Here is a 22,420-nt window from a genome sequence, read left to right on the forward strand (position 1 = left end):
GTGCCTCCTCAATGGCTCGTCGCACCACTGGAGCACCGCCCGTCATGCAATTCCAATAATATTAATTGTGTCCATTATAGCAGATTCGTATAGTCGTCCCATGCGCCTCAGACAGCTCGAATGCTTCCGCGCCCTGATGCTCCACGGCACCATGACCAGGGCGGCCGAATTGCTCGGCATGTCGCAACCCGGCATCAGCACGATGATCGCAGGCCTCGAGCACGAGACCGGCCTCAGTCTCTTCCTGCGCCGTGGCGGCCGCCTGCAACCGACCCCGGAAGCCAAGCTGTTCTATGTCGAGGCCGCACGCGCCCTCGAAGCCGTCGAGAACGCATCGCGCGTTGCGGCCGAGATCAGGTCCGGCCGGCGCGGTCACCTCGCCATCGCGGCCTATCCAAGCATCTCGATCAACCTGCTGCCGCGCCTGCTGTCGCAATTCGCCAGGAACAAGCCCGAGCTGCAGATCAAGATCATCACTCGGAATTCCGCGACCGTCCGGGAGCTGATCGCCACGCAGCAATTCGATCTCGCGGTTGCCGAGCTGCCGCTGGATTATCCGACCTCGCACATGGAAGTGTTCTCGTATGACTGCGCATGCATGCTGCCGCATGGGCATCCTCTCGCGAAGCTCAAGCAGATCACCCCTGATGACCTCGATGGCGTCCCGTTCGTCACGTTGTTCCGTGGTGATCCGATCTACCAGCAGCTGGCATCCGCCTTCTCCGAATATGGCGCGCGCTGGAACGTGGTCGCGGAGACTGAATTCTTCTCGACCGCGTGCCAGCTCGTCGCCGAGGGCCGTGGCGTCGGCATCGTCGATCCCGTGGTGAGCAAGCCGTTCACCGAAGGCCTCGCCATCCGGCCGTTCAAGCCAAGGATCCAGTACCAGGTCGCCATCCTCTCCCCGACCCATGAAGCGCCGTCAAAGATGGCGCAGGATTTCGCCAAACTGCTGCGGCGGGGTTTGCGCGCCTGAGTTCCGTCGGCGGCGGCCCCCGTAACGACACGGGGATGCCGATTAACGCTCTTGCGGTGCGGCTTGTCCTTAGACCCGCTTTCCGATTGACGGTATCGGGGGCCCAGGTGATAGGCTGGCGCCATTTCAGGTGGCCATTTGAATGCACGAGTTATTGAAACAGTATCAGCTTCTATTGCTGGCACTTTTGATCTTCTTGCCGCTTGAGCAGCTGTTCAGTGCGAGGCCTCAGAAGATTTTCAGGCGCGGTCTGCTGACCGATATGGGCTTCCTGTTTCTCAACGGGTGGCTGGTGCTGATCGGCGTGATCGTCGTCGTCGCCGTGGCCACGCTGGTGAATCAATTGATCGTGCCTTCGGCGGTGAAGCAGGCGGTCGCCGACCTTCCCTATCTGGTCCAAGTGCTTCTTGCGCTCCTGATCGGCGATCTCGGCGTCTACTGGACGCACCGCATCCTGCATTCCGTGCCCGCGATGTGGCAGATCCATTCCGTGCATCATGCCGTCGAAGAACTGGACTGGCTCGCTGCGGTTCACCAGCACCCGCTCGATGTGATCTTCATGAAGGCCGGTTCGCTATTCCCACTGTTTGCACTCGGCTTCTCCCTCGAAGCGATCGGGACTTACATTCTCATCTATTCCTGGCAGGCGTGGCTCGCGCACGCCAATGTGCGCCTGGGCTATGGACCGCTGCGCCACGTGCTGGTCTCGCCGGAATTCCATCATTGGCACCACAGCAGCGAGCAGGAAGCCAGAGACAAGAACTTCGCCGGGCTGTTCTCGTTCTACGATGTGCTGTTCGGAAGCATTCACCTTCCGAAGGGACAGAAGCCGAAGACATTCGGCGTCGATCACCCGATGCCGTCAGGCTATCTGGCCCTCCTGGCCTACCCGTTCATGGCATGGGCCGCGACGCGCAAGCGCGACAATCCGTCGAGCACCTAGGTATCAAAACGGCTCACGCGCATTGGTTCACGGCGTGATCCTGCCGTCGAGCACAGCAAGCCGAAATGGCCGTACCTCGACGGTGTGCCAGACTTTCTCCGTGACATAGGGTTCGCGGGCCAGCCACGCGTCGAGATCCGCACGGGTTGGAAACTCTGCAAGAATGACCGATCCGATCATGTCGCCGGCGTCGTCGAGGATGGCACCGGCCGCGCGCAGCTCGCCGCATTCGACCATCGGCTGGATCCCTGCGAAATGGGCCGGGCGCACCGCCAGCCGACGGGCCTTGGCATCCTTGTCGGTCCCGTCATGGGCCAGCACGAGAAATTGCACGATGAAGCTCCTTTCCTTGGCCGCTCAGGCTTTGCCCTTCCCGGTCATGCGCCGGTTGCCCGGCCGGGATCGCCGGCGCGATGAACCAGCTCATAATGCCGCGCAAAGGAATCGTAGTCCGACAAGAGCGCCTCGGCCCGGGGCTCGATCTTGGCGACATCGATGTCACTTCCGGCGAACTGCTTGATGTCGTCGAGCGAGGCCCAATAGGTCACGGCAAGAAACTCGACCTTGTCGCCGACGGTCCGGTTCAGCAGCTCGGCACCGCGATATCCCCGCATCCGCTGCAACTGTGGGAACACCGTCTCGGCAACGTGCTTGAGATAGTCAGGCGCCTCTTGCGCACCGGCGCGGCCACACCACAATCGCGCGATCATCGCTAGGTCACTCCCTCGAACTGCGCCTCGCCGGCGAGCTGACGCGAAATCACCAGCCGCTGGATTTCGGACGCTCCCTCATAGATCGAGCACACCCGGACGTCGCGATAGATGCGCTCGACCGGAAAGTCGTTGAGATAGCCATAACCGCCATGGATCTGGATCGCGGCGGAGCAGATTTTCTCCGCGGCCTCGGAGGCGAACAGCTTCGCCATCGACGCCGCCTTGAGGCACGGCTCGCCGGCGTCCTTCAAGGCAGCCGCGCGCAGCACCATGAGCTCGGCGGCCTGGAGCGAGGTCGCCATGTCGGCGAGGCGGAACCCGATCGCCTGGTGCTCGATGATGGCCTTGCCAAAGGTCTTTCGTTGCCTGGCGTAAGCCAATGCGCAGTCATAGGCGGCGCGTGCCATGCCGACCGACTGCGCGGCAACCCCGATGCGCCCCGCAGCAAGGCTGGCGAGCGCGATCATCAGTCCCCGGCCCTCCGCATCGAGCATCTGCTCGGGATGCACCTCGCAATCCTCGAACACGATGTGGCAGTGATCGGAGCCGCGCTGGCCCATGGTATGTTCGACGCGCGCCACCTTGTAGCCCGGCGAATTCGTCGGCACGATGAACGCCGACAGGCCCTTTTTTCCGAGCGCTGGATCGGTCACCGCGAACACGATGGCGAGGTCGGCACTCTGGCCCGACGTGATGAATTGCTTTGATCCGTCGAGAACGAACCGATTGCCCCGGCGACGGGCGCGCGTCTTGATCGCAGCCGCATCGGATCCCGCATCCGGCTCAGTCAGGCAAAACGCGCCCAGCATTTCGCCTCGGGCCAACGGACGCAAATAGCGCTCTTTCTGATCCGCATTGCCATGGTCGAGAAGGGCGAGAGAAACCAGCGAATTGTGCACCTGGAAGGCGGTCGATACCGCGCCGTCCGCAGCGGCGATTTCCATCACCGCCAGCGCATAGGAGACATAGTCGAGCCCGGAGCCGCCATGCTCTTCCGGCACCACCATGCCCATCATGCCGAGCTCGGCCATCTTGTCGAACGCCTCGCGCGGAAACCGCGGCGCGCGGTCGCGCTCGGCGGCTCCGGGAGCAAGCTCCTTTTGCGCGAACCGGCGCGCCATCTGCCGCACCCGGCGTTGTCCTTCCGTCAGCATCCTGATCTCCGGCCTCATCTGACCAAAACTAGGGTGCAGCCGCGCCGCGCGTATTGGCAAAAATTGCATCGGGTTGAGCGGACAAGATAGTTGACTCCGGCAAGTATTTGCCGGAGCGTCGAAACAGCGCCCGCTTCCGGGCCCAACCCGAGCATCGGCCATGGCCCGCCACGATCCCCATAATACCGCGCGCTACTGGAACGACCTTGCGATGCCCGGCCTGTCGCTGATGTGCGCCGATTTCACGACCCAGGAATTCGCGCCTCACGTTCACGAGGGCTTCGTGGTGGCTGCAACCGAATCCGGCGGCGCCGAGGTCAAAAGCCGCGGCGTGGTCGGTCGCGCCCAGACCTCCAAATTGCTGGTCTTCAATCCCGGCGAACCTCATTCGGGCTGGATGGGCCGCAGCAGCGAATGGCGCTATCGCGCATTTTACGTGCCGAAGCGCGCGATCGACGATCTCACCCGCGGGCTCGGCACCTACAGATCAGGCTATTTCTGCCGCAACGAGTTCGGCGACGCAGACCTGATCGGCCGCTTGCTGCGATTGCACGGCGAACTCGAACGCGGCACCGACCGCCTCCGCACCCGCGAGCTGTTCCTGGAGGGGTTCGCGACGCTGTTCGAGCGCCATGCCGATGGCAATCCGCCGCCACCTGCGGCGCCCAGGGATCGGAGCTTGCTCGCATTGGTCGATGCGATGATGCAGGATCGCTACGGCGAGCCTCTGACGCTTGACGATCTGGCGGACCAGGTCGGGCTGACGCCATTTCAGCTGATCGGCCTGTTCAAGCGCACGGTGTCATTGACGCCGCACGCCTATTTGACCCAGATTCGCCTCGCGCGCGCCTGCGATCATCTCGCGAGGGGCGATGCCATCGCCCATACCGCGATCGTGTGCGGCTTCTACGACCAGGCGGCCTTCACCCATCATTTCAAGCGCTGCTACGGCATCACGCCCCGGCAATACGCCCGCGCCGCGGCCTGACATGGCAAACCCGCAATTTTTGCCAATACAACGGAGCGGCTGCATCCGAGATAGGCGCGATCGAATTCGAACAGGCTCAAGGTGCACAACGCATGTCGCGGCTCTTCTACCATGAACATCCGGAAACGCTGACGCTCGAGACCCGCGTCATCAAGGCCGAGCCGGGCCGGGTCATGCTGGCGGAGTTGCCGTTCTTCGCCGGCGGCGGCGGGCAATTGCCGGACAAGGGATTCATCCGCTGGAACGGCGGAGAGGCAGTCGTCACCGGCTTCGAACCCTATGGCGGAGGAACCTGGATCCTGCTGGCCGATCCGGTCGAGCTCTCGGGCGGCGTCGAAGCCGTGGTCGATCCCGAGTTCCGCCAGATGATGCGCGAGCTCCACACCGGCACGCATCTGCTCAACGCCTTCGTCTACCAGCAGTTCAACGGCGCATTGGTCACCGGCGTGCAGATGAATCCCGACGGGACGGCCCGCATGGATTTCGACCTGCCGGACGCCGACAATGAACGCCTGCGCGTGCTTGACGGCCCGATCAACGATGCGATCCGTCAGGACCTGGCGGTTGGTGACAGCTACATGCCGATCGACGATGCCATCGATCAGCACGGGCTGATCAGAACCCGTAGCGTCGCGCCGCCGCCGACCCTGGACGGCAAGATCCGCATCGTCGAGATCGCGGACCTCGATCGGCAGGCCTGCGGCGGCACTCACCTGCCCTCCACCGGAGGATCGCGCCTTGTCCGCGTATTGAAGATCGACAACAAGGGCCGCCACAATCGTCGCGTCAAGATCGGGTTGGTCGGCCTCGCGCCCGGCACCTGATTGCGACCGCGGTCTGCTGCGGCCGTTCAAGCCAACAGATGTCGCGCGACAATCAGCCGGTGGATCTGATTGGTGCCCTCGAAGATCTGATTGATCTTCGCGTCCCGCATGTAGCGTTCCACGGGGAAATCCTTCATGTAACCGGCGCCGCCGAAAATCTGCACCGCGTCGGTCGTCACCTTCATCGCCATGTCGCTGGCGAAGCATTTCGCCATCGAGGCCTTGGCCGAGAACGCGCGGAACGCCGCATCCGAATCGAAACCGGCATCGGCGATGCTGGCGCAGTCATAGACCAGCGAGCGCGCCGCCTCGACATGCATAGCCATGTCGGCGAGCATGAACTGCAGCCCCTGGAATTCAGCGATCGCCTTGCCGAATTGCTTGCGCTCCTTGGCGTATTTGATCGCGGCGTCGAGCGCGCCCTGCGCAAGGCCGACCGAGACCGCACCGATGGTCGGGCGATTCATGTCGAGGATGCGCATCGAGATCTTGAAGCCGTCGCCCTCCTCGCCGACCCGGTTCTCGACCGGGACCTTGACGTTCTCTAGATAGACCGGGGCATTCGGGATGCCGTTGAGGCCGAGCTTACGCTCGTTCTTGCCGATCGTGACGCCGGGTGACTTGGCATCGACGATGAACGCGCTGATATTGCGCGTGCCCCCCGAGGGATCGCCGACCCGTGCAAACACCAGGATGTAGTCGGCAACCGGAGCGAAGGTGATGAAGCACTTCTCGCCATTGAGGATGTAGGCGCCGTTGCCGTCGCTCACCGCGCGGGTCTTCATGCTGCCGACGTCTGAGCCGGACTGCGGCTCGGTGATCGCGACCGCCGTCAAGGTTCGTCCCTCGGCGATCTCCGGGAAGAAGCGCCGACGCTGCTCCTCATTGCCGAAATAGACCAGCGGCACGATCATGGCGATGCCGTTCTGGCCGCTGATCAGGGCGATCGATTCCGAAACCTTGGCGAATTCCTCGGCGGCGATGCAGACGGTGGTCAAATTGGCGCCCGGCCCGCCATAGGCTTCGGGCAGGCGGAGTTGCAGCAGGCCCATGTCGCCGAATTTCGGCACCAACTCCTTCGGGAAGCGGTCATTGCGGTCGACCTCGTCGGCGATCGGCACGACCTCCTTGTCGATGAACCGCCGCAACGTATTCCGGAACGCGATCTGATCTTCGGTGAAATGCATGTCGGTCTATCCGCTCGGTTGGCCGCCAGGATGTCGTGCTTACTTCGCCATGGCGGCAGTTTCTGCCTCGTCGATCAGTTTCCAGGAATTGCCCTCGAACCTCGCCATCCGCAGCGACCGATAGGGCGTGTAGTCCTCGGGCGTGGTGCTGAGCTGAATGCCCGGCAGCATCATCTTGAAGCGCTGCCCCTTCATGCTGGTGGCCTGCTTGAGCAGGTTTTCCCGCGTCAGATCGTCACCGCATTGCTTGATGCCCTGTGCGATGCCTTGCGCGATCACGTAGCCGGACAGCGCGACGAAATCGCCCGGATTGTCGTTCGGCACCCACTTCTTCATGAACGCGACGTATTCCTTCACCTCGGGATCATTGTCCCAGGCCGGATCGCCGGCCTGCTTGGTGAATTGCGTCGTCATGATGCCTTGCGCATTTTCGAAGCCGGCCGGCTCCAGCACGGTCTTCACCGAATTGGTCGGGCTCGCCAGGAATTGCAGCGGCGTCCAGCCGGATTCCTTCACCTTGCGCAGGCCCTGCGCGGTGAATTTCGGCGTCGAGAAATACAGCAGCACATCGGCGCCTGAATTCTTCAGGCGCACGATCTGGGAATCGATCGTCGGCTCGGTGATCTCATAGGCGACTTCCGCAACCGGCTTGTTGCTGTCGCCCAGCACGGACTTCAGGCCGACCAGGAAATCCTTGCCGTAGTCGTCGTTCTGGTAGAGCACGCCTATCTTGGCGCTCGGCTTGTGCTTCATGATGTACTGGCCGAAGGTTCGGCCCTCCATCTCGAAGCCCGGATACATCGGCACGCTCCAGGGGAAATTCTGGGCGTCGGCGAAGCGCCGCCCGCCTGCCGAGATGAAGATGTGCGGCACCTTGGCGCGGTTGAGATATTGCTGGATCGCGACGTTCGGCGTGGTGCCGACGGTGCCGACGTCGGCGAGCACGCCCTCGTCCTCGACGAGCTTGCGGGTCTGCTCGATCGCTTTCGGCGGGCTGAATGCGTTATCGAGCGAGAGCAGCGTGATCTTGCGGCCGTTGATGCCACCGGCCTCGTTGATCATCTGGAAATAGCCGGTCATGGTGCGGCCGTAGCTCGAGAACGCCGAGGCCGGGCCGCTGTAAGGCACGGTCTGGCCGAGCTTGATCTCGGTGTCGCTGACGCCGGGCCCGTACTTCTTGTCCGCAGCCAGTGCCCCGCCGCCCGCCAGCAGTCCGAGCGCGACGATCGCAGTGCCCAATCGAAATGTCCGGCTCATCGATGCCTCCCCAATATCCTCTTTTGTAAGTTCAATGTCCCGTCGCGGAGATCGCGACCTCCGGCAGCGCCAGCGCGCCATAGGCGCCGCTTGCGATCGCATCGCGCAGTTCGGCCTTGCGGATCTTCCCGGTCGCCGTCAGCGGCAGCGCGTTGACGAAGATCACGTCGTCCGGCAGCCACCATTTCGGCAGTCGCGCGGCGAGATGGTCGATCACCTGGTCGCGCGACGCCGAGCTGCCCGGTTTCAGCGTGGCGAACAGCAGCGGCCGCTCCTGCCAGCGCGGATGCGAGACACCGACCACGGCCGCGAGCGCCAGCGCCGGATGCTCCATCGCCGCCTGCTCCACCGTGATGCTGGATATCCATTCACCGCCGGACTTGATGACGTCCTTGGAGCGGTCGACGATCTCGATGGTTCCGTCGCGATGGATACGCGCGACATCGCCGGTGGTCAGCCAGCCGGACGCGGAGTTGCTCGCGTGCCGGTAATAGCCGGATGCGATGCACGGCCCGCGCGCCTCGAGATGTCCCTGTGTCTCTCCGTCATGCGGCAGCGGCGCGCCGTCGTCGCCGACGATCCGCAGCTCCGTGCCGTAACCCATCCGCCCTTGCCGCAATTTGCGATCGAGCTGCTCGTCCCTGCCGAGCCGCGCGGTGCCCGGCGTCGGCGTCGCGCGGACGCCACCGGCCGCCTCCGTCATGCCCCAGACCTGACCGACCGCAATGCCGCGGCGTTCGAGATCCTCGACCATCAGCCTCGGCGCCTTGGTGCCGGCCACCAGCGCCGCCCGCAGCGACGGGATCTCAGTCCCGGTGTCCTTCAGATATTGGAGAATGCCGAGCCAGACCGTCGGCACCGCGGCGCATGCGGTCACCCCCTCTGCCGCGATCAGCTCGCACAGCATCGCGGGCTCGAAATTGCGTCCGGGCAGCACCAGCTTCTGGCCGCTCATCGGCGCCGTGAACGGCATCATCCAGCCATTGGCGTGGAACAGCGGGGCGATCGGCATCACGGCTTCGAGTTCGCCCGGCCGAAACACGCCGACCATATCGGCCGTGCTCATGAACAGTGAGGCCAGCACGATCGAGCGATGCGAATAGACCACGCCCTTGGGATCGCCGGTCGTGCCCGACGTGTAGCACATGATGCTGGCCGATCGCTCGTCGAACTCCGGCCATTGGTGATCGTCGGCCTGCGATTGCAGCAGCGCCTCGTAGGAGATCAGCTTCGGCAGCGTGCTCTCAGGCAGTCCCTCGCCGTTGTCGGCGTAGATATAGCCCTCGATGGTGTTGAGCCGCGGCGCCAGCCGCTCGGCCAGCGGCAGGGTCGCGGCATCGACCACGATCCAGCGGTCCTCGGCGTGGTTGATGATGGTGACCAGCGTATCGTCGAACAGCCGCGGATTGATGGTGTGCAGCACGAAGCCCTGGCCGGTCGCGCCGTAGAACAGCTCGAAATGGTGGTGCGTGTTCCACAGCAGCGAACCGACGCGGTCGCCCGGCGTCAACCCGAGAGAGAACAGCGCGGCGGAAAGTTTGCGGCAGCGGGCATGCGCATCCGAATAGCGATAGCGGAAGATGCTGCCGTCGACGCAGCGCGATACGACCTGCGTGTCGCCGTGCGCGACTGCGGCATAGTTGAGGATGCCCGTCGTCAGCAACGGCGCGTCCATCATCAGCCCGAGCATGATGAAGCCTCCCGCAACGTTTCTCTTCCCTCTCGCCATCGCCCGATTGCCGCGGGTCTTATGGCCGGCCGAACGCTAGCTCACGTCTTTGCAACTTACAAGCAGTCTATCCTGTTTCTTATGTCGCAGCTAGCGCGCCCGCATTTGTCGCAAGCCGGCGTCATTCGCACGGCCGCGCCTCGCCGGTGGTTTTCATCAGCTCGACCCGATCGATCTGCGCGAACAATTCGTCAGCGATATCAAGATCAGCAGCAAAACTCATCGGATCGGCATGGCCGCAGATCACGTCCGCGAAATGCCAGTCGGCCACGCCAAGCACGCGATCCCCTGCCATCACCGCAATCTTGAGCGGATGGCGCGCGCCGATGCCGCGAAGGCTCTGGTAACCGTCTGCAATACAATAGAGCTCGAGCCGCATTTTGCCTGGTGCAACGTGCTGGACCGACAATTCGATGTCGCAGAAGCCGAACGCCGGATCGTCCTCGGAGCCATCGCGGAAGAAATAGAACGCGCCGATCTTGCCGTGCGCGCAACGCCCGAGCGCACGTTCGCGCGGCACCTGCGGGTCCGGCCGCGCCGGCGTGCGCGGCGGCAACGGGCCGAGCGAGCAGAACTGGCGATGGGAATAACAACTATCCTGACTGCCCTCGGTCATCGACCCGTCCCTCACGATCAACCTCCCACCTCGAAGCCAAGCAGACGGCGCGCGTTGGCGGCGAAGGTTTCGCGGGCAACGCCGAGCGCTTCCTCGGCGAATGCAGCGGGACGATCCTGCTTGATGGTGAACGGATAGTCCGAGCCGGCAACGATGCGGTCCTTTCCAACCTTGGCGACGAGATAGCCGAGCGCCTCGCGGTCATACAGGATGCTGTCGTAGTAGAACGCCTTGGCGATCTCGCCGGGATCCCTTGGAAACAAGCCATCCAGCGGCGGTCCGATGCTGCGCGCATGGCGCAGTCGCGGCAGGATCCAGGGCAGCGCACCGCCGCCATGGCTGAGCAGAATGCGCAAACCTGGAAAGCGCTCCGGGATCGCGTTGGTCATCAGCGACACCGCGGCGAAGGCCGTCTCGAGCGGGAATGCGGCGACCGCCGCGAGCTCCAACCGGCCGCCCATGCGGTCGAGACCGAGCGGATGCAGTGGATGGATCATCACCATCAGCCCCGCCTGCTCCGCCGCCGCGTAGACCTCGTCCAGCCTGGCGTCGCCGAGCGCAATACCGTTGATGTGGGTCCCGATTTCGATGCCGACGAGGCCGAGCGCCTTGACCTCATCGAGACGTTTTGCCGCAAGCGATGGATCCTGCATCGGCACCATTCCGATCCCAATGAAGCGACGCGGATGCGCACCGCAAAGCGACGCGATGCCCTCATTGACATGACGCGCGAGGACGTCCGCGTCTCCGGGCGGAAACCAATGCGACAGCAGTTCGGGCATCGGCGAAATCACCTGCACGTCGACATCGTCGACCGCCATGTCGTCGATGCGCCGGCTCGCCTCCCAGCTCCTGGAATCGATCACGCGGAACACTTTTCCGCCGACCATCACCGCGGCGGCGCCGTCACTGCCCCGCAGCTCGACCGACGGCCACAGCGGATTGCGCCCGGGCTCGAGCGGGATGCTGCGCGGCACGAAGTGGGTGTGGGTATCGATTGCCTCGGCCAAGACGCTTCCTCGATTGTTATGCGCCGCGGCGACAGGTCCGGCAGGGCAGCGCGCGATATCACTTTACAATCAGGTTGGACTGTTTTTAACTTGGACGCAATCGAAACAATTGTTGCCGGCTGCCGCTGACATCGCGCCGCCACACCGCAACAGGATCAGGGAGCGAAAGCGAAAGGTGTCGGCCCCCCCTCGACATATCGTCATTGCAGGCGCGGGCCAGGCCGGCGGGCGCGCCGCCGAGGCGTTGCGTGCGCGCGGCTTCGCAGGTGCGATCACGATGCTCGGCGATGAGCCTCACCCGCCCTACGAACGGCCCCAGCTCTCCAAGGACATGCTCGCGGCCGCCGACAAGCCGGTCGCTTACATCAAGCAGGCCAGCGCCTGGAACGATCTCGACGTCAAGCTGGAGACAAGCGCGCCCGTCACCGATTGTGATGCCGGCCGCCGCACCGTCGCAACCGCCGATGGCCGCGTCTTCGCGTTCGACCGGCTGCTGGTGGCAACTGGCACCCGCCCTCGCCGGCTCGCCCAGCTCGAGAGCTGCGGGCTCGAGGTGCAGTATTTGCGCAATGTCGAGGATGCGCTGCGCTTTCGTCAGTCGATCCAGGGCAAGGCGCGCATTGTGATCGTCGGCGGCGGCGTGATCGGGCTGGAGGCGGCCTGCGCCGCCGCCAAGCATGGCTGCCAGGTCACGGTGATCGAGAGCGAGCAGCGCCTGCTCGCGCGTGCGTTTCCCGCCGTCGTCAGCGACCTCGTTGCGGCCAAGCATCGCAGTCACGACGTCACGTTTCGGCTCGGAGCCACCGTGAGCGGCACAACGCCCAACGGCCTGCGGCTCAGTGACGGCACCGAGATTGCGGCCGATCTCGTGCTGGTCGGCATCGGCGTCGAGCCGGTTGCGACCGTTGCCGAGCGGCTCGGCCTGCCGGCCGCGGGCGGCATCGCCGTCGATTCATGCGGCCGCACGGCGGCGCCTGAGGTATTCTGCGCCGGCGACGCGGCGTTGCAGTGGAGCCGTTGTCACGGCCGCGCCATCCGCGTCGAGACCTGGGCCAATGCCCAGAACCAGGCCATCGCGGTTGCCGCCAACATGATCGGCGAGCCGCGGGACTACAATGACCCGCCGTGGTTCTGGACCGACCAATACGACCTCAACATCCAGGTCGCCGGCGACATGCTCGACAGCGACCACATCCTCCGCGGCGACGTCGCATCCGGCAAATTCTCAGTCATCGCGATGCGCGGCAGCGACATCGTCGGCGCCCTGTCGGTCAATTCAGCCAAGGAGATGGCGATGTTGCGGCGGGTCATTGCAGCCGCCCGGCGCCCGGCCCGGTCCGACCTGGAATCGCCGGCCTACGACCTGCGGGCCGCGTTGAAATGACGACAAGAACCTTTGAGGGAGAGACAGCGATGAACGCGTTCCAGCGAATGAACACGGCCCTCATGGTCGACGAATCCAAGCAGATCTTCAAGGTCTCGCGTCAGGCCTTTGTCGATCCGGATATCCTCGAAGCGGAACGCGCGCAGATCTTCGACAAATGCTGGCTCTATCTCGGCCACAGCTCCGAGATCCCGAAGCCGGGCGACTTCGTCACCCGCCAGGTCGGCGGCCGCACCATCCTGTTTGCGCGCGATGCCAAGGGCACGCTGCGCGCGATGTTCAACACCTGCCCGCACCGCGGCGCGCAGGTCTGCCGCGAAAAGCGCGGCAATGCCAAGTCGTTCCAGTGCTTCTACCATGGCTGGGTGTTCGGCCTCGACGGCGCGCTGCGCAGCCAGCCGGGCGAAGCGTCCTACGCGCCGGACTTCAAGGAACGCGGCACCTCCAACATGCAGCAGGTCGGCCGCTTCGAGGGCTATCGCGACTTCAACTTCATCTGCTTCGACCGCAACGCCGTCAGCCTCGACGAATACCTCGGCCCGGTGAAGGAATATCTCGACGTTATCGCCGACCAGGCCGAAACCGGCATGACCATCGTCGGCGGCACGCAGGAATATTCCATGCGCGCCAACTGGAAGCTGCTGACCGAGAATTCGATCGACGGCTATCATGCGCTGACCACGCACGCGACCTATTTCGATTACCTGAAGGCCACCAATGGCGGCCTCGCGCCGGTGCCGCTCGACGGCGCCGCACACGATCTCGGCAACGGCCACGCCGTGCTCGAATACAAGGCGCCGTGGGGGCGCCCAGTCGCGCAATGGATCCCGATGTGGGGCGAGGACGGAAAAGCGGAGATCGACCGCCTCTATCAGGGGCTCGTGCAGCGCCACGGCGAGGCCCGCGCCAAGCGCATCGCCCTCTACAACCGCAACCTCTTCGTGTTCCCCAACCTCGTCGTCAACGACATCATGGCGGTGACGATCCGCACCTATTACCCGCTCGCGCCCGACTTCATGAACATCAGCGCCTGGGCGCTGGCGCCGCGCGAGGAAACCGACTGGGCGCGCAAATACCGCCTGTACAATTTCCTCGAATTTCTCGGACCGGGCGGCTTCGCAACCCCCGACGACGTCGAGGCGCTGGAGCAGTGCCAGCGCGGCTTCCGCAACTCCGCGGAAGCGCAGTGGAACGACATCTCCAAGGGCATGGGTAAGGCCACACCGTCCTATGACGACGAGTTGCAGATGCGGGCGTTCTGGTCGAACTGGAACAGGCACGTGTTCCAGGCGTCGGCCTGAGATGGAGACGACCATGCAAGACATCTCACGCGCCGATATCGAGGACTTCCTGTTCACCGAGGCCGATCTGCTCGACGAATGGCGGCTTCCGGAATGGCTCGAACTGTTCACGGAGGATGCGATCTACTACGTGCCGTCGACCGACGTCGCCCCCGACTCCTCGCCGGACAAGAACCTGTTCTACGTCGCCGACGACCGCTTCCGCCTCTCCGAGCGCGTCAAGCGGCTGATGAAGCGCACCGCGCATGCCGAGTTTCCGCATTCGCGCACCCGTCACCTCGTCAGCAATGTCCGGATCCGCAACCGCAGCGACGACGAGATCGAGGTCGGATCGTCCTTCATCACCTATCGGACCAAGGACGGCGTGACCGACACCTATTTCGGCAGCCACCGCTACCGTCTGGTGGCGGAGAATGGCCGGCTGCGCATCAGGGAAAAGCGCTGCCTGCTCGACAGCGAAGGCCTGCGCACGCAGGGCCGGGTCAGTATCATCCTCTAGCGACATGACGGACATGGACAGAAAGCTTCACAACAGCGTTGCCATCGTCACCGGCGCCGCCAAGGGTATCGGCCTTGCCATCGCCGAGCGGCTGGCGCGGGACGGCGCCAGGCTCGTGATCGCCGATCTCGACGAGGCCGGCTTGAGCCAGGCATCTGCGCATCTCAGAAAAGAGTTCGGCGCGGAGGTGACGAGCCATGCCGGCGATCTCTCCGATCAGGCGGTCGCAGAGAAGACCATCAATCTGGCGACGGAGGCCTTCGGCCGGCTCGACATCCTGGTCAACAATGCCGGCGGCGGCATCATCAAGGCGTTCGCCGAGCATTCGCCGGAGACGCTGAAGACCACGATCGACCGCAATCTGTGGACCGTGCTGTGGTGCTCCTGGTACGCCGTTCCCAAGATGCGGGCGCAAAAATACGGCCGGATCGTCAATCTCGGCGCGGACTCCGTCCGCAACGGCCTGTGGGACCACGCCGCCTACAATGCGGCCAAGGGCGGCGTGCACGGGCTGACCACCGGCATGGCGCGCGAATTCGCCCGTGACAACATCACCGTCAACACGGTGGCGCCCTGCGCGGTGAATACGCCGCAGATGGTTGCGATCACCAAGAGCAATCCCGCGCTTGCCGCCAAATTCGTCAGCGTCATTCCGATGGGCCGTCCAGCCGAGATGGAGGAAGTCGCCTCCATGGTCTCCTACCTTGCCTCCGCCGAAGCCTCGTTCGTGACCGGCCAGGTCATCAGCGTGAACGGCGGCAGCACCATGTTGTAGGGACGCGGCGATGGCTGAAACAGTGATCCTCTGCGCTGCGGACGACGTGGTCGAAGGCGAGATCAAGCAGGCCCCCCTGCCCGACGGCTCCAACGTCGCGCTCTACCGCGTCGAGGACCTGATCTATGCCACCGCCGACATGTGCACCCATGGCGAAGCGTCGCTATCGCTGGAAGGTATCCTCAACGGCAAGATCGTGGAATGCACCTTCCACTTCGGTACATTCGACGTGACCACCGGCTTGCCGACCGGCATGCCCTGTGAAATTCCGTTGAAGACATATCCCGTCAGCATCGTCGACGGGAACGTTCAGATCGAGGTTTGAATATGGCAAGCCGTCCCGACCGCCTTACCGCTCCGCAGAAATCCGCGCGCCGCCCCATCGCTCCGACGCGGCGGCGTACCCAGGCCGAACGCACCGAAGCCACCCGCACGCTGATCCTCAAAGCGGCCGCCAACCTGATCCGCCGCCGCGGCTATGCCCGCTTCCGCACCGCCGACGTCGCGGCCGAGGCCGGCCTCTCGCGCGGCGCGCAGTTGCATCACTTCCCGACCAAGGATTCGCTCGTCGTCGCGACGCTGGAATATGTGTTCGAACAGGCCCAGGTGCTGAGCCGCCGGCGCGCCGCCGCGGTCAACCGGCCGCGCGACCTGATCGAGGCGGTGATCGAGGACGCCCGCGAATTCTTCTTCAGCGAGCACTTCATGGTGGCGATCGACATCGTGCTGTCGACCTCGACCGACGACGCCGTGCGCAAGCAGATCCTCGAGATCTCGCGCAAGGCGCGCCGGCCGGTGGAGACGGCCTGGACCGAGGCGCTGGCCGCGAGCGGCGTGCCGGCGGCACTGGCGCCCGACATCGTCGCGCTGACACTGAGCCTGGTCCGCGGCATGGCCCTGCGCACGCTCTGGGATAACGATCCGAAATGGTTCGACGAGTTATTCGCGGTTTGGCGGCGCATGATCAAGATCTTCCTCGAAGCGCAAACGCCGAAAGCGCGGGCACGATGAACAACGGCACGGCGACCCCGCTGATCACGTCGGTCTGCTACGTCCGCCTCGCGGTCAGCGAGCCGACTGCCGGCGCGCGGTTCGTATCCGACATTTTCGGCCTGCAACGCGTCGCCGATGACGACGGCGAGATCGCCTTCCGCTCCGACGATCGTTTCCGCACGGTGAGCTTCGCCAAGAATCCGGCCAAGGATTCGATGGATGATGCGAGCATCGGCATCGAGGTATGGGACGACAAGGCACTGGCGGAGATCGCAACGCGATTGCGCGATCTTCACTTCACCGTTGCCGAGGCGACGCCGGCGGAATGCCGCCGTCGCCATGTGCAATCGGCGCTGCTGGCGCAGGACGCCTCCGGCAATCGGATCGACCTCGTGGTGCGTCCGCGCCGCAGTGGACGGCGCTATTTCCCGGCACGCGACGCCGGCATCGTGCAATTCCACAGCGTCGGTCTGCGGACCACCGACCACGTCCGCGACACGGCGTTCTGGAAGGCCCTCGGCGCCGACGTCAGCGACTGGGTCGGCGACATCGCATACTTGCGGATCGACGCGATGCATCACCGCATCGCGCTCTATCCCTCCAAGCGTAACGGCTTGCTCTACGCCGCCTTCGAGGTCGAGGCGCTCGATCAGATCATGCAGAACAGCCATTTCATGCAGGAGAGCCAGATCAAGATCGTGCAAGGTCCCGGCCGCGAGCCGGCGTCGCGGCAGATCTTCCTGCATGTCGAGGGGCCGGACGGCCTGATCTTTTCCTACGTCAACGGCATGGCCGAGCTCGGCGACAAGCCGCGGCTGGCGCGGCAATTCCCGCTTCTTGCCACCTCGCTCTGCGACTGGGGCAGCGCCAGCAACGACGTGCCCGAACTCGACGCGCCCGGCTGAAGCGGAAAACGGAGACCACGCATGATCCAGCTCAAGGATGTCAGCTACGTCCGCCTCGGTTCGCCTGACCTTGAATCGGCGGAGCATTTTGCCACCGTCTGCCTCGGCCTGCAGGTCGCCGATCGCGGCAAGAAGGATCTCTATCTGCGCTCCGACGCGCGCGCCCACACGCTGTGCTATTCGGAAGGCGATCCGAACAGCCAGACCGTCGGCTTCGAGGTCGAAGACGAGGCGAGCCTGCAGGACGCAGCGTCCACGCTGGAGCAGCTCGGTCATCCCGTGCATGCCGGCACCGCTGAGGAGGCCGAGCAGCGCAAGGTGAAGGCCTTCATCGGCTTTCGCGACCCGACCGGCAATCACGTCGAACTCGTGGTGCGGCCGGAGCGCAGCGGGCGGCGCTATTTCGCCAGCCGCGACGCCGGGATCACCGGCTTCAGCCATATCGGACTGAATTCGACCGATCCCGCGCGTGACGAACGGTTCTGGACCCAGGTCTGCAACGCGCGCGTCAGCGACCGCATCGGCGATATCCCGCTGATGCGCGTCAACGCCATCCACCACACCATCGCGCTGGTGCGGGCGCCGCGCGCCGGCATCCAGCACATCAACCACCAGGTCGAAAGCAGCGACGACGTGCTGCGCTCCTACTATTTCCTCAACGAGAAGCGCGTGCCGATCGTGTTCGGACCCGGCCGGCACCCGACGTCGGGCGCCCGCTTCCTCTACTTCAGGGGACCGGACGGCATGATCTTCGAATACTCCGTCGGCGTCGACGAGATCGAGGACGAGGCGACGCACCGGCCGCGGCAGTTCGGCTTTGAACCAACAAGCTTCTGCATGTGGGGCGCAAAGCCCGCCGGCATGACGCTTCCCAACGACTGACAACCGCATCACCCGTCAGGGCGCCGCACAGCGAGGACGCATGGATCTGGGATTGAAGGGGCGCACGGCGATCGTCTGCGCCGCGAGCCAGGGGCTCGGCAAGGCAAGTGCGATGGCTCTCGCCCGTGAAGGCGTCGAACTGGTCATTGCGGCGCGCCGGCGCGACATCCTGGAGAGCGCGGCCGACGAGATCGCGGCCGCGACCGGCAACCGCCCCAGGCCCGTGATCGCCGACGTGACCACGGCGGACGGGCGCGGCGCGCTGCTCGCCGCCTGCCCCGCCCCCGACATCCTCGTCACCAATGCCGGCGGGCCGCCACCGGGCGACTTCCGCAAATTCGAACGCGACGACTGGATCAAGGCGCTCGACGGCAACATGCTGGCGCCGATCGCGCTGATCAAGGCGACGCTCGACGGCATGATCGCGCGCCGGTTCGGCCGCATCGTCAACGTGACCTCGCATGCGGTGAAGGCACCGGTTGCGATGCTCGCGCTGTCGAACGGCGCACGCACCGGCCTCACCGGATTCGTTGCCGGGCTCGCACGCTCGGTCGCCGAACACAATGTGACCGTGAACAATCTGCTGCCCGGCACCTTCGACACCGACCGCCTGAAGTCAAACCTGGCGGCACTGGCGAAAAATACCTCGCGCGGCGTAGCGGAGGTCACGGAAGAGATCCGCACCACGAACCCGACCAAACGCTTCGGCCATCCGCACGAATTCGGCGCGACCTGCGCGTTCCTGTGCTCGGCGCAGGCGGGCTACATCACCGGCCAGAACATCCTGATCGACGGTGGCGCCTATCCCGGTACGTTCTGATCCCGGGTAGAGCGATTGACAAGGAGAGCGCGCAGGCCTCAATTATTTGGCACAAAACGCGGAGTGTTCAACATGTTGAAGACTTTTGTCACCGCCCTTCTGGGAGTGATGGTTTTCGCTTCTTCCGCAGTCGCCGAGATGGCCGAGACCATCGCGCGTAATGACAAGAATACCAGTTGGCTCTTCATTTCTACTGCAAACAAACTGTCGTTCAATGGAACGACCGTGACCCTATCGGAGGTTTCGCCGCGGATCGTGATGTTTGCCGACCGACCCCGCCGGGTGGCCGATACGGTGTCCGTGCAGGACTTTGTCGATGGATGGGCGAAGGGCAAAGACAATAGCTTCCAGAGCAGCCCCCCAAATGCCGGATTCACGGTTTGGGTCGATGGAGCCTACCAGGTGTCGGTGATGCAACTTAGCGATCCGGCCTATGATGGGCGGAACCTTTCGTTCAAGGTCAAGTCAGTGAAAGGTCAACTGCCCAAATCCGGCGAGCAAACCTCTATATTTATTGATTGGTGCAATCAAATTATGTGCTGAATCGGCCCCGCGAGTTGCACCGGAGCAGCGCAATGGCTGAACGCTGCGCCCCTAGAGCCGAAAATCGCCTCCTGCGCAACTTGACTCAGCGGCAACGGAAACCTTCCATCCGTTTCGTTTACTTGTCCAGCCGGTCGAAAATTGGATGGGTGACATAGAGCGCGATGTGGCTGTGCGTGCCGATGTTCTCAGTTGAGCTACTGAGACGCCGGCTTTGGCTACTGCTGCTTCGTGGCGTTTCGCGTCTGCTTGCGCGCGATGTTGTCAACAACGGCCTGCCATTCGTTCTTGCCGGCCTTTCGCGCACGACGCCGCATAGAACGCAAAGCGCTGTTCGACGGATAGTTGACGCCCGTATGCTTTTGAAGCCGACGTTGATAGCCACCAAAGCGATGAAGGCGATAATCGCCAAAAGAAAATGCATCTCAACCAGCCCTTCTTGTAGGCGCTGAATCGAAAGGGGCCACTCACGCAGCGGCCCCTTGCCGGTTGAAAATTGGATCGGAATGAAATCTAGCCCCGGCGACGTGTAGACGAGAGTTTCCCGCAACTTTTGAGGATTCAGTAGAATCACCGTCCTCAGCGCTAATGCTTCCCATACGCTTCCCAATTCTGGGAAGCACGGACCGGTTGGGAAGCACACCGTCTCTAAGAGATTGATTTGATTGGTGGGGGAGGCAGGACTCGAACCTGCGAAGCCATGAGGCGGCTGATTTACAGTCAGCTCCCTTTGCCACTCGGGACACTCCCCCGTCCAACAGCATCAGACCGGCCGCGCGAGTGGCGGCGGACCGGGTCATCGAAATGACGCTGATAACCGGCCGACCCGAAGCGGGTGCGCGGTCGGGCGCGTTTATGGGCGAAGGCGGTCCCCAAAGTCAACCAAGCCAGCACCCGATTTGCCGGTTAAATTGCCAATAATCGGGAGCCGTGACACAAGCCTCACATGAGCGATCGCGACCGCAAACCCAATTTCCGAGGCAAGGGCGGTAAACCCTTCCAAAAAGGGCCGAAATTCGGCCGCCCGCCCGGCCGCCGGGAGCGCGAATCCGGTTCCGACGGACCGGTGATTCTGTATGGCTGGCACACGGTGGCGGCGGCGCTGGCCAACCCGGAGCGCCAGATCCGCAAGCTTTACCTCACCGAGAACGCCGCCAAGCGGCTCGCCGACGAAAACATCGCCACCCGCGTCACCCCGGAAATCGTCCGCCCCGGTGATATCGACCGCCGCCTCACCCCCGATGCCGTGCATCAGGGCCTCCTGGCGGAGGCCGATCCCCTGCCCTCGCCCGACATCGACACGCTGGCGCTGGAGGGCATCGTGCTGGTGCTCGACCAGATCACCGATCCGCACAATGTCGGCGCCATCCTGCGCTCGGCCGCGGCGTTCGCGGTGAAGGCGATCGTCACCACCGCCCGCCACAGCCCGGAGGCGACCGGCGTGCTGGCGAAGTCCGCCTCCGGCGCGCTCGAGCTGGTTCCCATGGTCACGGTGCAGAACCTGGCACGCGCGCTGAACGAATTGAACGATCGCGGTTTCCAGACCGTCGGCCTCGACAGCGAGGGCACGGAAGATCTCGGCAAGGTCGCGCTGCAGCAGCCGCTCGCGCTGGTGCTCGGCGCCGAAGGCAAGGGCCTGCGGCAATTGACGCGCGACACCTGCCGCGTCGTCGCCCGCCTCGACATGCCCGGCGAGATCAAGAGCCTGAACGTGTCGAACGCCTGCGTGCTCGCGCTCTATATCGGCGCCAGCCGGCTTGGGCTGATGTGAACGAAAAACGCCCGCTCGCGTGACGCGAACGGGCGTTGATATTGTCGATTGGTCGCCGGATCAGTAGTAGCGGCGCAGCACCGGATGGCCGTAGCGATGCGGCGCGTAGCCGTAGCGATAGCCATAGTGCGGGCGGTAACCGTAGTGATGGCGGTAACCGTAATGACGGTAGCCATAGCCATAGTGCCGATGGCCGTAATACGGGCGGCCGTAGCCTTCGCGGTAGTACGGATGCGGTGCCCAATTGCCCGGGCCGGTGTAGGTCGGGCCCTGGTTGACGTAGTAGTACTGCTGCGGCGCGCTGGGATAGGCAGCATCCGGATCGGGCAGACGCTCGACCGCGCCGTAACCATAACCGTAACCGCTATAGCCGCCGCAACCGCCACAGCCGTAATTCACGACGGGCGCGGAATAGCCGCACGGGTTGAAGCCGCACGCCATTGCGGGCGCGGTCACCATGACGGCCACCGCCGCAATCAGTCCTTTGATCATTTGACGCATTACTCTCTCCTGTAGATCTTGCCTGTAGGTCTTGTTGTCGTCGCGTAGCTCTTGGTGGCTATGAAGGGCCCTCTGCCGGAGGGCTCTTGATTTAGGGGCCTCTCGGTCGCGGTGGCCGCATCGGCGGACCCGGCAGCGGCCGCGGCCCGTTGAACTGCGGCGCGTAGATCACGGGCGGGGGATCGACCGGCACGTTGGACTGCGCCGGCAGCGGTGCGGAGTGCGCCCCCCACGATTCGTGATAGCTCTCGGCCGGCTTGGGCAGCTTGCGGTTGGCCGGCGGCTCGATCTCGAGCCGGCCGTAACCCGGCATGCGGCCGAGGCTCGGATAATAATGGCCGACATTCGGCTCGGGATCGATCGGGCGGCCGCCATAGACAGTCGGCACCATCGAGTCGTTGCGGGCAAGCCCCATCGCGCTTTCAACCACCGCATAGGAGGCGTCGACGCCGTTGATGATAATGGGCACGCCGGGGCGCGAGGGCACGACGATGTCGAAGCCGCCGCCGGCCAGCGCCGTCGAGGTCATCGCAGCCAATATCGCCAGCGCAAGACTTGCGCGCATGTTCACCCAGCGTCCCGAATTGTTCCATCCGCAGCCTAATCCAACGGCTTGGCGGAAGGGTTAAGGACGCGGGCCAAACTGGCG

Annotated in this window: 26 protein-coding genes and 1 tRNA gene; 15 read left to right on the forward strand and 12 right to left on the reverse strand. The window is 64.1% G+C overall.

Going from position 1 to position 22,420, the window contains the following annotated elements; genetic code table 11:
• Positions 1–100: 100 nt before the first annotated feature.
• Together JQ616_RS13340 and JQ616_RS13345 are read left to right on the forward strand one after the other, a co-directional pair.
• A complete protein-coding gene (locus tag JQ616_RS13340; protein ID WP_212015045.1) occupies positions 101–976 on the forward strand; it encodes a LysR family transcriptional regulator in 876 nt (291 codons plus the stop codon).
• Positions 977–1,118: 142 nt separating this feature from the next.
• Positions 1,119–1,919, forward strand: coding sequence for a sterol desaturase family protein (locus JQ616_RS13345; protein ID WP_249136749.1), 801 nt, complete (start codon positions 1,119–1,121; stop codon positions 1,917–1,919).
• 27 nt (positions 1,920–1,946) lie between these two features.
• On the opposite strand, the gene JQ616_RS13350 is transcribed toward JQ616_RS13345, so the two are convergent.
• From JQ616_RS13350 to JQ616_RS13360, 3 genes are read right to left on the reverse strand one after another with little or no spacing between them, the layout of a single operon-like run.
• Positions 1,947–2,252: a YciI family protein gene (locus tag JQ616_RS13350; protein WP_212015047.1), complete on the reverse strand. Its 306-nt coding sequence runs from the start codon at positions 2,250–2,252 to the stop codon at positions 1,947–1,949.
• A 44-nt stretch (positions 2,253–2,296) separates the two neighbouring features.
• On the reverse strand, positions 2,297–2,629 hold the full coding sequence (locus JQ616_RS13355; protein WP_212015049.1) for an antibiotic biosynthesis monooxygenase family protein: 333 nt from the start codon (positions 2,627–2,629) through the stop codon (positions 2,297–2,299).
• Positions 2,630–2,631: 2 nt separating this feature from the next.
• Entirely contained in the window at positions 2,632–3,786 is a 1,155-nt protein-coding gene (locus JQ616_RS13360; RefSeq protein WP_212015051.1) for an acyl-CoA dehydrogenase family protein, read from the reverse strand.
• A 160-nt stretch (positions 3,787–3,946) separates the two neighbouring features.
• Here JQ616_RS13360 and JQ616_RS13365 point away from each other — a divergent pair, with 160 nt between their 5' ends.
• On the forward strand, positions 3,947–4,774 hold the full coding sequence (locus JQ616_RS13365; RefSeq protein ID WP_212015053.1) for an AraC family transcriptional regulator: 828 nt from the start codon (positions 3,947–3,949) through the stop codon (positions 4,772–4,774).
• 92 nt (positions 4,775–4,866) lie between these two features.
• Positions 4,867–5,598, forward strand: coding sequence for an alanyl-tRNA editing protein (locus JQ616_RS13370; RefSeq protein WP_212015055.1), 732 nt, complete (start codon positions 4,867–4,869; stop codon positions 5,596–5,598).
• 26 nt (positions 5,599–5,624) lie between these two features.
• On the opposite strand, the gene JQ616_RS13375 is transcribed toward JQ616_RS13370, so the two are convergent.
• From JQ616_RS13375 to JQ616_RS13395, 5 genes are all read right to left on the reverse strand, one after another.
• On the reverse strand, positions 5,625–6,785 hold the full coding sequence (locus tag JQ616_RS13375) for an acyl-CoA dehydrogenase family protein (protein ID WP_212015056.1): 1,161 nt from the start codon (positions 6,783–6,785) through the stop codon (positions 5,625–5,627).
• A gap of 39 nt (positions 6,786–6,824) precedes the next feature.
• Complete coding sequence (locus JQ616_RS13380; RefSeq protein WP_212015057.1) at positions 6,825–8,042, reverse strand: ABC transporter substrate-binding protein; 1,218 nt, start codon at positions 8,040–8,042, stop codon at positions 6,825–6,827.
• A gap of 31 nt (positions 8,043–8,073) precedes the next feature.
• Positions 8,074–9,732, reverse strand: coding sequence for a long-chain fatty acid--CoA ligase (locus tag JQ616_RS13385; RefSeq protein ID WP_212015058.1), 1,659 nt, complete (start codon positions 9,730–9,732; stop codon positions 8,074–8,076).
• 160 nt (positions 9,733–9,892) lie between these two features.
• Positions 9,893–10,387 carry a hypothetical protein gene (locus JQ616_RS13390; RefSeq protein ID WP_212015059.1) on the reverse strand — a complete coding sequence of 165 codons (495 nt, stop codon included), beginning with the start codon at positions 10,385–10,387 and terminating at the stop codon, positions 9,893–9,895.
• 17 nt (positions 10,388–10,404) lie between these two features.
• Entirely contained in the window at positions 10,405–11,397 is a 993-nt protein-coding gene (locus tag JQ616_RS13395) for an amidohydrolase family protein (RefSeq protein ID WP_212015060.1), read from the reverse strand.
• Positions 11,398–11,572: 175 nt separating this feature from the next.
• Here JQ616_RS13395 and JQ616_RS13400 point away from each other — a divergent pair, with 175 nt between their 5' ends.
• The 10 genes from JQ616_RS13400 to JQ616_RS13445 all read left to right on the forward strand — a co-directional run bounded on the left by JQ616_RS13400 (position 11,573) and on the right by JQ616_RS13445 (position 19,499).
• Positions 11,573–12,781, forward strand: a complete 1,209-nt coding sequence (locus JQ616_RS13400; protein ID WP_212015061.1) for an NAD(P)/FAD-dependent oxidoreductase — start codon at positions 11,573–11,575, stop codon at positions 12,779–12,781.
• A 29-nt stretch (positions 12,782–12,810) separates the two neighbouring features.
• Positions 12,811–14,082, forward strand: coding sequence for an aromatic ring-hydroxylating oxygenase subunit alpha (locus JQ616_RS13405; protein WP_212015063.1), 1,272 nt, complete (start codon positions 12,811–12,813; stop codon positions 14,080–14,082).
• A 13-nt stretch (positions 14,083–14,095) separates the two neighbouring features.
• Positions 14,096–14,581, forward strand: a complete 486-nt coding sequence (locus JQ616_RS13410) for an aromatic-ring-hydroxylating dioxygenase subunit beta (protein WP_212015065.1) — start codon at positions 14,096–14,098, stop codon at positions 14,579–14,581.
• A 13-nt stretch (positions 14,582–14,594) separates the two neighbouring features.
• Positions 14,595–15,356, forward strand: coding sequence for an SDR family oxidoreductase (locus tag JQ616_RS13415; protein ID WP_212015067.1), 762 nt, complete (start codon positions 14,595–14,597; stop codon positions 15,354–15,356).
• A gap of 10 nt (positions 15,357–15,366) precedes the next feature.
• On the forward strand, positions 15,367–15,681 hold the full coding sequence (locus JQ616_RS13420; protein WP_212015069.1) for a non-heme iron oxygenase ferredoxin subunit: 315 nt from the start codon (positions 15,367–15,369) through the stop codon (positions 15,679–15,681).
• Between the two features lie 2 nt (positions 15,682–15,683).
• Positions 15,684–16,367, forward strand: a complete 684-nt coding sequence (locus tag JQ616_RS13425; RefSeq protein WP_212015070.1) for a TetR/AcrR family transcriptional regulator — start codon at positions 15,684–15,686, stop codon at positions 16,365–16,367.
• Complete coding sequence (locus JQ616_RS13430) at positions 16,364–17,254, forward strand: VOC family protein (RefSeq protein WP_212015072.1); 891 nt, start codon at positions 16,364–16,366, stop codon at positions 17,252–17,254. The genes JQ616_RS13425 and JQ616_RS13430 overlap by 4 nt, the downstream gene beginning before the upstream one ends.
• A 21-nt stretch (positions 17,255–17,275) precedes the next feature.
• Complete coding sequence (locus JQ616_RS13435; RefSeq protein ID WP_212015074.1) at positions 17,276–18,136, forward strand: VOC family protein; 861 nt, start codon at positions 17,276–17,278, stop codon at positions 18,134–18,136.
• 40 nt (positions 18,137–18,176) lie between these two features.
• Positions 18,177–18,956, forward strand: coding sequence for an SDR family oxidoreductase (locus JQ616_RS13440; protein WP_212015076.1), 780 nt, complete (start codon positions 18,177–18,179; stop codon positions 18,954–18,956).
• Between the two features lie 72 nt (positions 18,957–19,028).
• The gene (locus JQ616_RS13445) at positions 19,029–19,499 is read left to right on the forward strand and encodes a hypothetical protein (protein ID WP_212015078.1); all 471 of its coding nucleotides are present in this window, start codon (positions 19,029–19,031) and stop codon (positions 19,497–19,499) included.
• 118 nt (positions 19,500–19,617) lie between these two features.
• On the opposite strand, the gene JQ616_RS13450 is transcribed toward JQ616_RS13445, so the two are convergent.
• Together JQ616_RS13450 and JQ616_RS13455 are read right to left on the reverse strand one after the other, a co-directional pair.
• Positions 19,618–20,073, reverse strand: coding sequence for a hypothetical protein (locus tag JQ616_RS13450; protein WP_212015080.1), 456 nt, complete (start codon positions 20,071–20,073; stop codon positions 19,618–19,620).
• A 92-nt stretch (positions 20,074–20,165) separates the two neighbouring features.
• A tRNA-Tyr gene (locus tag JQ616_RS13455) sits at positions 20,166–20,251 on the reverse strand.
• Positions 20,252–20,445: 194 nt separating this feature from the next.
• Here JQ616_RS13455 and rlmB point away from each other — a divergent pair.
• Entirely contained in the window at positions 20,446–21,270 is an 825-nt protein-coding gene (rlmB, locus tag JQ616_RS13460) for a 23S rRNA (guanosine(2251)-2'-O)-methyltransferase RlmB (RefSeq protein WP_212015082.1), read from the forward strand.
• A gap of 60 nt (positions 21,271–21,330) precedes the next feature.
• Here the strand turns inward: rlmB and JQ616_RS13465 are convergent, their stop codons facing one another.
• Both JQ616_RS13465 and JQ616_RS13470 read right to left on the reverse strand, forming a co-directional pair.
• Positions 21,331–21,771: a hypothetical protein gene (locus tag JQ616_RS13465; protein ID WP_212015084.1), complete on the reverse strand. Its 441-nt coding sequence runs from the start codon at positions 21,769–21,771 to the stop codon at positions 21,331–21,333.
• Between the two features lie 91 nt (positions 21,772–21,862).
• Positions 21,863–22,336 carry a hypothetical protein gene (locus JQ616_RS13470; protein ID WP_212015086.1) on the reverse strand — a complete coding sequence of 158 codons (474 nt, stop codon included), beginning with the start codon at positions 22,334–22,336 and terminating at the stop codon, positions 21,863–21,865.
• Positions 22,337–22,420 lie beyond the last annotated feature (84 nt).

This window comes from Bradyrhizobium tropiciagri, from assembly GCF_018130545.1.
GTDB classification, from domain to species: domain Bacteria; phylum Pseudomonadota; class Alphaproteobacteria; order Rhizobiales; family Xanthobacteraceae; genus Bradyrhizobium; species Bradyrhizobium tropiciagri_A.